The 14,437-nt window shown below is 39.3% G+C and carries 9 protein-coding genes and 1 tRNA gene; 6 read left to right on the forward strand and 4 right to left on the reverse strand.

Translation table 11 applies throughout. From position 1 onward, the window contains the following. Window positions 1-187: 187 nt before the first annotated feature. Entirely contained in the window at window positions 188-778 is a 591-nt protein-coding gene (locus tag I8748_RS02695) for a Crp/Fnr family transcriptional regulator (protein ID WP_198123126.1), read from the forward strand. Between the two features lie 252 nt (window positions 779-1,030). Next, window positions 1,031-1,115: transfer RNA gene (locus I8748_RS02700), tRNA-Ser, on the forward strand. Window positions 1,116-1,677: 562 nt separating this feature from the next. Here I8748_RS02700 and I8748_RS36205 read toward each other — a convergent pair. Together I8748_RS36205 and I8748_RS02715 are read right to left on the reverse strand one after the other, a co-directional pair. After that, window positions 1,678-2,118: a hypothetical protein gene (locus tag I8748_RS36205; protein WP_198123127.1), complete on the reverse strand. Its 441-nt coding sequence runs from the start codon at window positions 2,116-2,118 to the stop codon at window positions 1,678-1,680. An 811-nt stretch (window positions 2,119-2,929) separates the two neighbouring features. Next, window positions 2,930-3,307, reverse strand: a complete 378-nt coding sequence (locus I8748_RS02715; RefSeq protein WP_198123129.1) for a hypothetical protein — start codon at window positions 3,305-3,307, stop codon at window positions 2,930-2,932. 126 nt (window positions 3,308-3,433) lie between these two features. On the opposite strand from I8748_RS02715, the gene I8748_RS34465 reads away from it, so the two are divergent. The 3 genes from I8748_RS34465 to I8748_RS02725 all read left to right on the forward strand — a co-directional run bounded on the left by I8748_RS34465 (window position 3,434) and on the right by I8748_RS02725 (window position 9,209). Then, a complete protein-coding gene (locus I8748_RS34465) occupies window positions 3,434-3,613 on the forward strand; it encodes a hypothetical protein (protein WP_214662388.1) in 180 nt (59 codons plus the stop codon). A 526-nt stretch (window positions 3,614-4,139) separates the two neighbouring features. Beyond that, a complete protein-coding gene (locus I8748_RS02720; protein ID WP_198123130.1) occupies window positions 4,140-6,854 on the forward strand; it encodes a non-ribosomal peptide synthetase family protein in 2,715 nt (904 codons plus the stop codon). A 486-nt stretch (window positions 6,855-7,340) separates the two neighbouring features. Further along, window positions 7,341-9,209 carry a bifunctional serine/threonine-protein kinase/formylglycine-generating enzyme family protein gene (locus tag I8748_RS02725; RefSeq protein WP_198123131.1) on the forward strand — a complete coding sequence of 623 codons (1,869 nt, stop codon included), beginning with the start codon at window positions 7,341-7,343 and terminating at the stop codon, window positions 9,207-9,209. A gap of 211 nt (window positions 9,210-9,420) precedes the next feature. Here I8748_RS02725 and I8748_RS02730 read toward each other — a convergent pair whose 3' ends face one another. Further along, window positions 9,421-10,281 carry a DMT family transporter gene (locus tag I8748_RS02730; RefSeq protein ID WP_198123132.1) on the reverse strand — a complete coding sequence of 287 codons (861 nt, stop codon included), beginning with the start codon at window positions 10,279-10,281 and terminating at the stop codon, window positions 9,421-9,423. 382 nt (window positions 10,282-10,663) lie between these two features. Next, on the reverse strand, window positions 10,664-11,653 hold the full coding sequence (locus I8748_RS02735; RefSeq protein WP_198123133.1) for a DUF1517 domain-containing protein: 990 nt from the start codon (window positions 11,651-11,653) through the stop codon (window positions 10,664-10,666). A 1,547-nt stretch (window positions 11,654-13,200) separates the two neighbouring features. Between I8748_RS02735 and I8748_RS02740 the strand changes: the two genes are divergently transcribed. Further along, window positions 13,201-14,421: a glycosyltransferase family 4 protein gene (locus I8748_RS02740; protein WP_198123134.1), complete on the forward strand. Its 1,221-nt coding sequence runs from the start codon at window positions 13,201-13,203 to the stop codon at window positions 14,419-14,421. The last annotated feature ends 16 nt before the right edge of the window (window positions 14,422-14,437 follow it).

The following is a 14,437-nucleotide window of genomic DNA, read 5'->3' on the forward strand; positions in this document are numbered from 1 at the left end:
TATTGGGGATTGGGTATTGGGGAGAGTGGAAAACCTTTTCTCAGTCTCTAGTCCCCAGTCCCTAGTCCCTAATCCCCAGTCCTCAGTCCCTGATTTCTAGAAACTTTGTTAACTCAATACCCATGGGCTTTTATAACCTGATATATATATACTACGGTTAGTTGATCAAAAAAACGTATTATATATTATGGTATCTTTATACTCAAGCCCTGCTAACCCATCTAGTACAAATACAAAGCAGCTTTTTACACGTCGTTCATTTCTACCAGAGCATCAAAATAGTCTTTGGAAGATTGAATCAGGTTTTGTTAGGACTTTTACGTATCTGGAAGATGGTACAACTGTTGCTTTAGGATTGTGGGGACGCGGAGATATCGTCGGCAAAACGTTGTCCAAATTGGAACCATTTCAGATGGAATGTCTGACAAAAGTAGAGGCGACAGTCTTACCTTTAGAAGAATGGCATCAACCAGCAGAAACTTTGCTGGCTCACATCCAGCAAGCTGAAGAATTAATGGTCATCCGTAGTTATAAAAAAGTGGATACCATGCTCATCAAGCTTTTAGCATGGTTATCCAAAAAGTTTGGTTTAGAAGTTGAGAAGGGACGTTTAATAGATATGCGTCTAACTCATGAAGACTTGGCTGAAATGCTTGGTTCTACTCGCGTGACAATTACTCGTGTTCTTGGGCAATTTGAGCAGGAGGGTTTGATTAACCGTCTATCTTTACATAGAATTGTGTTGCGAGAAGAAGACATTTGGTACTATGAGATTTAGGCTATTTCAGCAATGCCAGCCATTGCTATACATATTTGGCTTCTAAGTCAGTCGGCTAGGGATTTTGTGAACAAACCCAAGCAGTGCCATCTTTGCGCTCATCCAAAAGCTCATAGAGATGGTAGTGTCTATTGACATGCTATGATAACTAAGGATGCTAGACGCAAAGCAACTTGTGGTTAGCGATCGCAGTTACCTGAGCTACCAAAGTTAAAATACGCCAAGGTTACTGAAATCTACAAATAAATAGTTGGAGAGGTGGCAGAGCGGTTGAATGCGGCACACTCGAAATGTGTTTTGGGGCAACTCAACGGGGGTTCGAATCCCCCCCTCTCCGTTTTCCTTACACTGTGAGCTTTTTTAATCACAGCACAATTCAATATCACTATAATTGATTGAACTTGGTTGAATAGCTCAATCATGTATTTTAGTACCTTTGTACTGTTATTTTGGTTGGTTTTTCAGGTCTAGTATTTATCAAAACAGAATTCAGGAGTCAAGAGTCAGAATGAGCGCATGAATTCTGTATGACTGGCGGATGAATAAGCGGGTTTAAGACCCCCGCTAAATCTTCGATTTAGCGGTCTTCAATTAGTGGCGGGTCTGAATCCCCCACGCTCTTGTTCTGACTCCTGAATTCTGACTTCTGAATTCTTCTTCAACTAGTTTTTTAGTAAAAATCGATACTAGTTATGCTTAATTAATGCTCAATCATATTATCCCCTTCTACCAGTAGGTAAGGTAGTGTTACAGGGGAAAAATTAGTTTAACTATTGGTTTAAATATTAGTTTAACTAAATTACAGGGTAGACAGAGTTAGGAATACAGTTTTTTAGAAATCAGTGCCATTTTTGCCCTCTGGTACTAAACTTTTTGATTTTTGCTCGATGTGCCTAAACTCAAATCTTGCACCTGGAAATGTGAATGTCAAAACCAGAACTACGTGTAAGATGAGCAAGACGTTCAATTTCAAGTAAAATAAGATACATAACTATTTGTGGAAAAATAGATTCAAGGGCTATTTGTGCCGCTTGCCCCCAATCAGGTGGCGATGCAGACTTTATATGGAGATAAGTCCAATGAGCAATGAGGTAGGCAGTTAAAGAAAGAATTAGCCAGCGATACATCCCCTTGAGAGTGCCTTGCCCAAAACGGTGCAAGCCAAAACGATGCTTTGCAGTTTTAAACCATCCCTCAATTTGCCATCTCCGTTTACCCCACCACTTAAGAGTAGAAGCTTTAATTGGACGGGTAGACAGAACAAAACGCTTTTCCAGCTTGCCATTATCGCGCTTTAAGTAATACCAAGAAACAGTAACAGGAAAGCTTAGACCAAACAAATAAACCTGTTGACCAAGTTTTATGTAAACGTCTTAAAAGTCTACCGTCGGCTAACTTACGGCTAATAGCTACACCTGTAACAGCATGATATTTCAACCGACGTATACCCTCAAGGAATTCTATACTACTAAAGGCTGTATCAGCTAAAATAATAGTCTCAAAGCGTTCAGTTAAGATTTTTGGTAAACCTTGAACAAGTTTCAGTCCAAGCTGTGCTGGGGAAGGTGTTCCCTTACCTCTCCAAACCCTAAAATTCCAAGGGATGCGGCATTTTCCAATTACCAAATAAACTACGACCAGATGCAGGCCACGTTTACCATTATAGACCCTGATTAAATCACTAAACTCTTGAAATTTGCCCCGTTTNCTCATGTTTTCAGTCTCAAATGCAAATCTGACGATTTCATGGTGGTCATCCCCTTTGAAACGTACAGTATCCTAGCATCTGTTGTTTTGGCTGCCAAAACCGTAGTATTAGTTAGCTTTCAGTATTAATAGTTACCTTTTTTATTTTAGACAAGCCTTTGCTTCCTGTAATATTTTGCATCCTTTATTCGCTTTTTGCGTGTTTACCCAGCTAGGTGCAAGATATGAGTAAAACGAAATCATAAAAAAATCCCCCATTGCTGAGGGATGCCTTAGAGGATGTTTGGAAAGTCGTTAAGTATACTAGAAACCCCTCTCCAAACCTCTCCCCGAAACGGAGAGAGGCTTTGAATTCCCCCTTTCCGCTTCGGAAAGGGGGTCAGGGGGTTAGGTCTTGGATGACTTTGATGTTTCGCATAATACTTTTCAAACATCCTCTTAGAGTTATTGGTTAATTAAGCTGTAAGCCTCAGTCAGTAAAAGCTTTATCCTGTATAGCCTGTAAATCTGCTCCTGTTTGTACCGTTCGGGTAAATCCAACCATTTCTTGTCCTGGGTTAACCTAATCAGCGCCATTTGTTCATCGGTTAATTCTCCTATTGTGTCTAACATTTCCCCCAGGTCTAGCACTTGCTTGTAAGTAGGTTGCTTTATCCCCTTACCTTGGTCAAATTGTGAGATAGCCATCTGAGGGAGAGCTAGCAGGGAGACAATATAGTTACTCTTGTAACTAGAATTGCCTGTCGGCTTAACACTGTAACGCCAACATAATGCCTTTAACTGTTGAAGCGTAAGGGCTTCAAGTTCTGAGCGAGAAAACATACAATGATGGTATCCATCGAGAGGTGGATGTCGGTGATGTATCAACTTGCCGGGAGACGCATCACCGATTGAAAATTTTATTTCGGCGTGTACGTCAAAATAAAGCTGTATTTACATTTCTCAACAATGGCTAACCCTAAAGGTAATCCGCAAAACTTTGATAATCCCCCCAGTAAAGACTTAACCAGCACTGTTACTTTCAGATGTACGGATGAGATGAAGGAAGAAATTAAAAGTCAAGACAATCCTGGTCAATTTTGTAGAGACGCTGTGCAAGAGAAACTAGACAAGAACAAGAATAAGTAAGGTGTAATAGTTAAGAGGGGTTCCCCCCATAAGTGACTGGCGTTCGGCGAGCCGCTCTTGTTGCAATTGGCATCGCCAAGAACGCCAAGAATTCGTAGAGTGTGCGTAAGTCCTATAAAGGATAAATAAAGATTTGATGAAAGTGCATACATTTAACTTGGCAATTTTACTCAAAAAGTAATAGTATTTGTCCTTGTCAAGAGTATAAGTAATATCGATAGAGCAAAAGCAAGATAGTTGAAGTCAGCATATCTTGTTTAGCTCAACTCTACCCAAGTTGTTATGTATCTCAAACCTCTGGGTGTTATGTTTGAGAACAGGGTGAAAAATCTCAAGTTGAACTTCCAGTAATTTCCTAGTGTATCTCCACATAAAGTTCAATTAGAAAATTCCTCTCTCTTGAGAAATTTCAATAAACTAGCACAGTCAAAAAACTCAGCTTGAAAATTTTCTAATGCAAAATATTTTCAAGTCATCTTTAGGTTGAAATTTATTAGGTTTTTAAAAAACTTAGTTTTAATTTACCATGATTAATATTTCAAGAATTTTGCCTAAAATGTCTGTGTTAAGGACATTTGTCTGTAACCATTGGCTAAACACACCCCAAGGGTTTATTAAATTCCAAAAAACAGATATCCATCAGTTAATTGGCAGTCGCTTTGAAACAATAGTCAAGAAATATCCGCAGGCGATCGCAGTTAAAAATAAGACAGAAACACTAACTTACGAAGAATTAAATAACAGAGCTAACCGTTTAGCCAATAGTGTTCTTTCTCAACGTGGAGAAAAACAAGAAGTCATAGCCTTATTATTAGAAAAAAGTGCGAATTTTATTACCAGTATTTTTGGTATATTAAAAACAGGAAAAATATTCGTTCCCCTAGATACAGGGTTTCCTCAAGAAAGATTAGCTTATATTTTAGAGGATGCACAAATTAATCTAATTCTCACCAATAATCTTAATTTGTCTTTAGCGAATCAGTTAGCTGTCAATGGCTGTCAAATATTCAATATTGATGATATAGATCAAGAAATTTCTAGTCAAAATCCAGACATAGAAATTTCACCTGATGCACCAGCATATTTAATTTACACGAGTGGTTCAACTGGAAAACCCAAAGGAGTTATTCATAATCATCATCATAGCTTGCATTACTGCATGAATGACACGAATACTTTACTTATCAGTCCAGAAGACCGCGTAGTATTTCTCTACTCATGTGGTGCATTAGGTGGCATACTATGTATATTCTATACCTTGCTAAACGGAGCATCTCTATTTATATTTAATGTTAAAGAAGATGGATTCACTAATCTAAAAAAGTGGTTGATTGAAGAAGATATTACAATTTATCATTCTTTTGCAACACTATTTCGGCATTTTGTAGATACTTTCACAGGTACAGAACAATTTCCTAAGATTCGCTTAGTGAAATTAGGAGGGGAAGCGACATTACAAAGAGATATAGAAGCTTATAAAAAATATTTTTCTACGAAGAGTATTTTATATGCCAGCTTGGGAGCTACAGAAACAGGCACATTTTGTAATTTTATTGTTGATCATCATAGCAAAATTACTAACAGTACCGTACCTATCGGCTACCCAGTTTCAGATATGCAGATTGTGCTGCTGAATGAAGCTGGTGAAGAAGTTGGCTATGGAGATATTGGAGAAATTGCCGTTAAAAGTAAATATTTAGCTCTTGGTTATTGGCAAAAACCAGAACAAACAAAAGCAGCTTTTTTACCAACTTCTGAAGATGGAGAAGAAAGAATTTACCGTACTGGAGATTTAGGACGTATTGAGCCGGATGGCTGCCTAATACACATGGGCAGAAAAGATTTTCAGGTAAAAATTAGAGGTTTCCGCATCGAAGTTGCTGAAATCGAAATGGCGCTTTTTAAAACGGGTAAGCTCAAAGAAGTTGTAGTGGTAGCTCGTGAAGATATTGCCAATGATAAAAAATTGGTAGCTTATCTTGTTGCTCAACAGCAAACAAAACCTACTACTCAAGAACTACGGGATTATTTGCGGGATAAATTGCCTGACTACATGATTCCTAGCGCATTTGTATTTTTGGATAGATTACCATTAACACCCAATGGGAAAGTAGACCGTCTTGCATTACCAGCACCCAGTTTTACACTCGAAAATTGTGTATCTCCTCGTGATGATTTAGAACGGCAATTAATACAAATTTGGGAAAGTGTTTTAGGCATTCATCCTATTGGCATTCAAGACAACTTCTTTGACTTGGGAGGAAATTCTTTATTAGCTGTGCGGATATTTGCAGAAATAGAGCAAAAATTTGGTCATCAACTACCTTTAGCTGCTCTATTTCCATCCGGTACAGTCGAAGAACTGGCACAAATTATCCGTGAAAAACAAAATCAATCAAAAGCTTGCTGGTCATCTCTTGTAAAGATTCAACCTCAAGGTTCTAAACCACCTTTATTTTTAATTCACTCTTTGGGTGGAGAAATTCTTTGTTACCGGAATTTGGCAACTTATTTAGGAGTTGAACAACCTGTTTATGGACTGCAACCCCAAGGACTAGACGGAAAACAATCGCCATTTGTCTGTATTGAAGATATGGCTTTTCATTACATCCAAGAAATTCAGACTATTCAACCGCAAGGGCCTTACTTTCTCGCAGGATATTCTTTTGGTGGTGTAGTGGCTTTTGAGATAGCGCAACAACTCCACAAACAAGGGCAAAAAGTGGGACTTGTTGCTATGTTTGACACCTGTCGTCCTGGTTATAGCCAAAGGTTATCATTTTGGCAGCGAATTCCCATACATTTAGACAATTTAATTCAGCAGGGGCCACATTACATTTGGCACAAGGCTGTAGGTTTGAGTCAGGTGGTTAGCTACCATTTACAGCAAGGATACAAACATTACTTAAACATTGCTCCCCAAGTATTAAATGCTGCTGTAAATTCGCCACAAACCGAAAAGTATTTAGACATTATTGGTGCTAACGCCCAAGCTCTAAGCAACTATACTTTTCAAAAGTATCCAGGTAATATTACTTTGTTTCGGACTGAGGATAAAAATCGCAGTGATGCTGTAGGAGTGCAATACGATCCTCAGTTTGGCTGGGGTGATATAGTGATGGGTAATTTAGATATCGATTATATTCACGGTTCTCACCTTTCTTTACTTGATGAACCCTGTGTACAGGTGCTAGCTGAGAAATTTCGGGTTTGCTTAGAGAAAGCCCAAATGCTTATTTAATGATAATCAGAAACGCCGTGAGAGGCTATTTATAAAGTAAATATTAAGTAGGGGAGGCAAAAAGCGAGGACACTGCCTCACTGCAACGCACTGGCTCCCCTACAATTTTAGGTTTACTTTATAAAGTATCTCTTAGACTGGCAAGGAAATAATATGTAGCAAATAACAAAAAATCTAACTTGTTATTTTTAACTTGGCTAATTTAGAGACTAAAATATCTCAGTTAATTATTACTATGAAAATACCCTTGACAAGTTAAATAGCTAAGTATTATTATTACTTCTTGTAATACAAATCTGTGGTTTCACATCTACTATTATTTCAGAAGTACAATAAGCAACAAATAAATAAAGCTTCTTTATCTGTAATTTGTAATGCAAGTATATACACATATGCAAGATGAGACGAATTTATTTGTATAGATATCTATTTTCAATTTGATAATATTGGGGCTAACTTGGGACAAGATGCTATTTCCTCTTCATTATGCAAATCTGCCAAAATCCCAATTGCTCAAATCCATTTAACCCCGACGGCAATAGATTTTGTATGAGTTGCGGACAAAGCAGCTTTGGCAAACTTCTGAGAAACCGTTATCGCGTGTTGAGCCTATTAGGTGAAGGTGGATTTAGCAGAACTTATGCAGCCGAAGACGCAGACAGATTAGATGCTCCTTGCGTTATTAAGCAATTCTTCCCTCAAGTTCAAGGAACAGTACAACGCGCCAAAGCTGCGGAATTTTTTAAAGAAGAAGCATTTCGGTTGTATGAATTGGGGGAAAATCATACTCAAATACCGAGATTGCTGGCTTATTTTGAACAAGGTTTCAGTTTGTATCTTGTCCAAGAATTTATTCAAGGGCAAACTTTGTTACGAGAAGTTCAGCAACAAGCTTTTAGTGAAGAACAAATTCGCCAGCTTTTAATTGATTTATTACCAGTACTCGATTTTATACACTCGCGTAATGTCATCCATCGAGATATTAAACCAGAAAATATTATTCGCCGCGCCAGTGATGGCAAACCAGTTTTAATTGACTTTGGTGGGGCAAAACAGGTAACGCAAACGAGTTTAGCCAGACAAGGAACGGTTATTTATACTGTTGGTTATGCTCCAAGTGAGCAAATGGCTGGATTTGCTTGTCATGCCAGTGATTTATATGCTTTGGGTGTAACTTGTGTGCGGCTTTTAACTCGATGTCTGCCTTTACAAGATACTTACGGTCAAATTAATGATGAACTTTATGATGCCATGAATGGTAGGTGGTTGTGGCAAGAAAATTTACAGAAAAAAGGCATAACTATTAGTGAAGACTTGAGTAAAATTTTGAAGAAGTTACTAAAACATTTGGCTAGTGAAAGATATCAATCAGCAGCAGAAGTTTTAAATGATTTGCTCCTGAGCAAAACATCTGCTGTGAAATCAGATGTGGAATCAGAAATGTTAGTAACTACCCAACCCACATTAGTACCATTACCGCCGCCACAAAAAGTTACTCCTCCATTACCCCCCTTAGAAACCTTTGAATTTGAAGTAGTTACAGTAGACACAGCTGGTAGAGAAGTCAGCCGCGATCGCCCCAGTGCTAAATTCTTTATAGAAGAATTGAGTAAGAGTATCACCCTAGAAATGGTATTTATTCCTGGTGGTACATTTATGATGGGTTCACCAAGATTTGAAGGAGATGCTGACGAACGTCCCCAACACCAAGTCACCATCAAACCTTTTTTTATGGGGAAATTTCCTGTCACTCAAGCACAATGGAGAGCAGTAGCAGCTTTACCCCAAGTCAAACAAGCCTTAAATCCCAGTCCTTCCAAGTTTAAAGGTTTAAATCGACCGGTGGAAAATGTATCTTGGCACGAAGCTGTAGAATTTTGTCTGAGATTATCACAAAAAACCGGACGCGAATATCGTTTACCCAGTGAGGCAGAATGGGAATATGCTTGTCGCGCCGGTACAACTACATCTTTTCACTTTGGCGAAACAATTACCCCTGAGTTCGCAACTTTTAGCGACAGCAATACTTACCTACTGGAAACAAAAACTAGATTTCGTAAAGAAACTACCGATGTCGGTAGTTTTCAAGTAGCAAACGCCTTTGGATTGTATGATATGCACGGGCTAGTTTGGGAATGGTGTGCTGATCCTTGGCATAACAATTATGATGGCGCACCCACAGATGGAACAGTATGGGAAGTTGGCGGCGATCCTTATCGTCGGGTGCTACGCGGTGGTTCTTGGAATTTTAGTGCAGAACTTTGTCGCAGCGCCAGTCGTAGCTGGAATGAGTCAGATGGTGGACTGAGGATATCTGGTTTTCGGGTTGTGTTGTCTTCGGTATGGGATGTTTAGTAAACTTTATACCATTTTATACCAATTCAAAAAATGTTTGCGACAGATAGGGCATTTAAAATGAAATCATAGCCAGTTAGAGAAGCCAGCACTTCAGAGGTAATACCATTTCCAAAAATATTTGCAACACATTAATCGGCTCTTTGGGGCGTACAGCTGTACGCCCCTACTCATGTATCTATATCAGGTATTTCGTGAAATGGTGCTATTTTTAACCAAAAGCGAGTGCAACGACTCCTAAAACCATCAGGCTAGAAGCAAATAACCTTCGTTTAGCATTTTTTTCAGCTAACAGTTGTGTACCCATAATTGCACCAATCACAATGCTGATTTCCCTGGCTGGCGCAACATAACTAACTGGACTAAAAATCAAAGCAGTAAGTACAAGGATGTACGACAATGGACACAAACAAGCTACCCCAATCACTTCAAAACGATGGAACTGCCAATATCTTTTTACTTGTGTTGATTGTCTCAACATTAAAGGAGTTATGAGTACTGCACGGCTGAGATTAGAAGACCAGTCTAGCAATAAGGGAGGAATGAACAATTGGCTGACGGCATATTTATCCCAAAGGGTATAAGTTGCTATACACATACCAGTAAGAAGCGCAAATGCGATCGCTTGTAGACGATTTGACGTTCCAGTTTGAGGTGCAGTAGCTGTAAATAGGAAAATTCCCACAGCAATTAGGATAACTCCGCCGATAGCGATCGCTGTAGGTCGTTCTCCTAAGGTGACGATAGCCGCTACTGTAGAAAGCATTGGCCCGGTTCCACGCGCCAACGGGTATACCAAGGACAAATCACCAACTCGATACCCCTGTTGTAAAAGTAAGAAGTACCCTGTGTGAATCACCCCACTACCAATCATAAAAGCCAGTTGAGCAAAACCAATTTTAGGTTGCTGCCAAATTAAGATACCAATTGCTAGGGGTGCATAAATTAAAGTAGAGAGAATACCGAAAAGCCAAACAAAGGCTACGCCACCAGCAACACGTTTGGCTAAAAGATTCCAACTAGCATGAACAAAAGCCGCAGTAAGAACTAATGAAAGTGCTAAAACAGTCATGATACAAAATGTTTGGGTAGATCAAGACATACGAAAGTATGTCAACCAATCCCCTCTGGCATTTTGTTCCTCTAGGTGACTGCCGTTATACCGACTTGATGTAGCGCTCGGCCCTGCCCTGCTTTTAAACAGCGGAACCCTAGCTACCAACTGGTTGATTTTTATATTGTAAACTTATTCTTAGCTAAAGCACATATAAATCGCATGATCTGTCAAAGGTGATGACTGATAACTGATAACTGATGACGGATAACTGAAAGTTACTTTGACCAAAAAGCGAAGGCACAAAGTTTTTTCTTTGTGCCTTCAAGATGATCAGTTTAGTTAAATTTGGAAAGGTAGTACGCAATTATTCTCGTTTTTGCGTAAGATATCCAGGTGTTTAAACCAATCTCAAATCTGGATATTCAGCTAGAACATCATCAGATGTGAGGACATCACCTTCAGCTTGAGGAGTCCACAAAACTTCAATTGCTAAAAGGCGATCGCTAGGAATACTACCAATTTGCCGCAAAGCTTGACGCAAGTCATCAGTAGTCCTGACTTGGGGAATTTCCAACTTGCCTAGTGTTGCTGCCAATAAGGTAACGATAATGTATTCGCCAGGGCCTTCACTAATTAAACGAGTTGGGTTATCGATTTCATCAGCAGGGGGTAATGCTTCTTTAGCAAGGGCTGCTTTGAGTTGGTTGTTGACGTTAGAGAGAGTTTCTTCACTAAATTTACTACGTTCTGCCAACGCCAGACGGTTGAACTGACTTTCAGCCGAATTTAACTTAGCTTGTTGTGTATCACCACCTGCATATACCCAGTATTCTGGGTGGCGAAGCAAAGCTAGGCTAGCTTCTTGTAAAACTTCTGCTCTTCCTTCTGGAGAGTTGGTATCAGCAGTTTCTGCAATGCGGTTGAGTTCAGGTTGCAAATCACGCGCTTGAGCTAACAACCCAACTTGTAAACGAGTTACAGAAACATTAGGGTTGCTGCTGTAGCCTGTTTCTTCAGTGTCATTGCTGCTAGCACGGCGGAAGCTTTGTACTAAAAAGTTAGCGATCGCTAAGAAAATTAAAATGCTAAATAGACCGCCAAACCCTCCGCCAATACCCCAGAAGGGAATCAGGAAAGGAAAGCCAAAACCACCACCAAAACCACCACCAGGATAGGGTGCATAGTATCCACCCCCACCAGGAGGTGCGTAGGTGCGCGGTGTGTAACTACGGCCACTAGAAGGCATTCTAAAAGAACCACCGCCGATTCGACCGCCACTAGCAGCTAATGCTCCATCGGCGTGACCAAGTGCCATACCTAACACTAGGCTCAGGACAAAGAAAGTTTTTAACAGCGGTTTGATGGTTTGTTGTAATTTTTTACGCATAGCACAGTCACTTGAAAAATGGTATTGCTTATGATGCTCCCCATGCTGGTAGCGATGTTCCGGTGTGGTGATGCCAACCAGATACATTAGCCTTGAGCTTGACGGCTATATATTCAATCTACCGCGTCTTATGTTGGTTAGACAGCAGACGCAGGGAGGATTTCTGTAGTAGATAACCGTACCTCAAAATACATCTTATATTGTGGGACTTTGGAATCACTTAATGATTTCCCTCTTCAGATACTTAAAAAGTGCTGAGTCAGTTGTCATTTGTCAGTTGTTATTGTCCCTTGCACCGAAAGCTCCCCATCTCCCCCGCTCCCCTGCACCCCTGTACCGAAAGCTCCCCATCAATTGATACTTGAAGATATTTTTAGTTATGATTATTTATAGAAACTAGTTTTTATGCAAAGATTGTGCATTTACCATTTGTCATCTTTAGCAAATCTCTAGTGTGGAGTTATAAGCACGTTTGATCATCTAAATCAGTAATTTAAACTACAGTATTGCAGTTATTTCACCAACTGCTTGCAATAATATTGTGATGTACTTTTGAATGTCATTTATTCATGACGAATGATTGCTATAAAACAGTTGGCTTGCAGTACTTTTTTGGCAACCAACATCAAATAGTTAATTTTGATAGCAAACTAATGAAATAGGCTAGCAAAATACCAAAAATTTTTGGCATTTTGGCATAACATGTACGGTTATTCAGGATAATCTCTTAAAAATAGCTATTTTTAATAATTTTTTTAGGAGTTGAGAAAAATCAACTTAGCCATAATTGCTGTTGACCAATTTTTAGTTTCCGCTCATCGTAATTTTCCTGAAAAATTTCTCGGCTTGAGAAATAGTAAACAAAACACATAATTAATAAATACTTTACATAAGGAATAATCACAACTATATATTTAATGTTTTACAATATTACTTAAATATTTGTAATATATTTCTTCCCAGAAGAATGGAGATGAGGTGTTGATAATCTCTGTACCCCAGAGTGACAATGATAACTACAAATATTTATGCCATGCTTGAATTAATTACAGATTATGAAAATTTTTAACAAACAATATGTAAATTCCTAGGTTTTACAAAGTAGTTATTGGCGAACATGACAAAAGAGGAGAAAATTAGATACAGGTCAGTAAATTTCACGATGAGACAATCAATGAAAGCTGTTGTTCAACATTATGTAGTGGAGACAGCACTCATCAAAAGTGTGATTTGAGGAGCCAGCCTTTTCCTGAGATCAGTTGGAGTACTGGTAGCCGCCAATTCCATGTGGAAAAATATCCTGTTGTTGTAGCAACTACCAAAGAACAACAAAATATCCTACTTTATCCTTCAGTTAACTGCCAAGCTCTAGCTAAGGCAATGTCAAGATTGATGGAGAATTTTGATTTTCAAAAAACATGCAAAAACAAGGGCAGTAGCGAGTGAGTAACTATCAATTACAAGGAGCAAAATCAGACTAACTTACCTCACGTTAATTTGATTATCAACAATTAGCAATTATTGAAATTAAAGTTATCAAAATTAACATGGAACATATTTCACAACTGGGAACAAAAATCCGTGACCAAACTGCATCGCCAGACATTCTAGTTATATCCCGTCTATTTTTGCCAAAAGAGGCTGTTATTGGAGAATATCTCTATAATCGTTGCCTTCAAGATCCGGAACGGGTGATTGTTCTAGCTGCTGGCTGTTCGGGTGATAAAGTATTTGATCAGGCTCAGCATTTTCCCGTTTATCGCTGGCCAAACCCTAGATACTGGCTGGGACATTTTGTCGGTGGTTTTTTAAAGCCTCTTTTCAATTTAGTCTGGTCGTTTGTGTTCGCTATCAGACTGTATTTTCGCTATCACTACCGTTATATCGAGTGGGGTCACGGCTATGAATTTCCGGCGCTGTTGCTATTGAGTTATCTCCTGCCTGTACGTTTTTTTATTTACCTGCATGGTAATGATATTGTTAGTGCTTTAGGCAACCCTTTTTTGCGATCGCTCTTTAAATTGACACTGACACGAGCCGAAGGCATAGTTTGTAACAGTTCTCATACACGAGATTACCTCAGAAATACTTTCCGCTTACAAACTCCTACCCATGTAATTCATCCTGTAGTCAGACCAGAAAAATTTGATGGCGAAACCAACCAAAAAAATTTAGATGAGTTACGCCTGCGCCTACGTCAGACCTACAACATTCCCCAAACAGCAGTAGTGATCCTCTCAGTAGGACAGTTGGTGAAACACAAAAGCTTTGATCGCGTGATTGATAATATACCACTACTGCTAACTATTGGCGTAGATGTCCACTACATAATTTGCGGCGAAGGCCCTTGTGAAGCAGAACTGAAATCTCTGGCGCATCGCTTGCGGGTGGACAAACGAGTCCACTTTGCTGGATATATACCACCTCATGAATTATCTGGTTATTATGCAGCCTGTGACATATTTGCCATGCTGACTTTATTAGACACCAAAGCTAGCAGTCTAGAGGGTTTTGGCGTTGTCTACTTAGAAGCAAGTTACTTTGGTAAGCCTGTAATTGCTTCTCGCTTAGGTTCTGTGATTGATGCAGTGCGCCATGAGGAAAATGGCCTCTTGGTAAATCCTAAGTCGGGCTACGAAGTTTTTCAGGCTTTTAATCGCTTGTGCAAAGACCAGCAACTGCGCGAACAACTCGGTCGCCAAGGTAAAGAATTAGCTAAGCGTAAAACCTTGCACCGCTTGCTGTATAAATCGGAATCTGCTACATAAAACCTTCCCCAACCGT

It is taken from the genome of Amazonocrinis nigriterrae CENA67, from assembly GCF_016056305.1.
Classification (GTDB): Bacteria; Cyanobacteriota; Cyanobacteriia; order Cyanobacteriales; family Nostocaceae; genus Amazonocrinis; species Amazonocrinis nigriterrae.

Coding starts and splice junctions, on each gene's coding strand:
- I8748_RS02735 (WP_198123133.1), bottom strand. CDS start 11,653: ATGCGTAAAAAATTACAACAAACCATCAAACCGCTGTTAAAAACTTTC.
- I8748_RS02695 (WP_198123126.1), top strand. CDS start 188: ATGGTATCTTTATACTCAAGCCCTGCTAACCCATCTAGTACAAATACA.
- I8748_RS02725 (WP_198123131.1), top strand. CDS start 7,341: ATGCAAATCTGCCAAAATCCCAATTGCTCAAATCCATTTAACCCCGAC.
- I8748_RS02740 (WP_198123134.1), top strand. CDS start 13,201: ATGGAACATATTTCACAACTGGGAACAAAAATCCGTGACCAAACTGCA.
- I8748_RS02720 (WP_198123130.1), top strand. CDS start 4,140: ATGATTAATATTTCAAGAATTTTGCCTAAAATGTCTGTGTTAAGGACA.
- I8748_RS02730 (WP_198123132.1), bottom strand. CDS start 10,281: ATGACTGTTTTAGCACTTTCATTAGTTCTTACTGCGGCTTTTGTTCAT.
- I8748_RS34465 (WP_214662388.1), top strand. CDS start 3,434: ATGGCTAACCCTAAAGGTAATCCGCAAAACTTTGATAATCCCCCCAGT.
- I8748_RS02715 (WP_198123129.1), bottom strand. CDS start 3,307: ATGTTTTCTCGCTCAGAACTTGAAGCCCTTACGCTTCAACAGTTAAAG.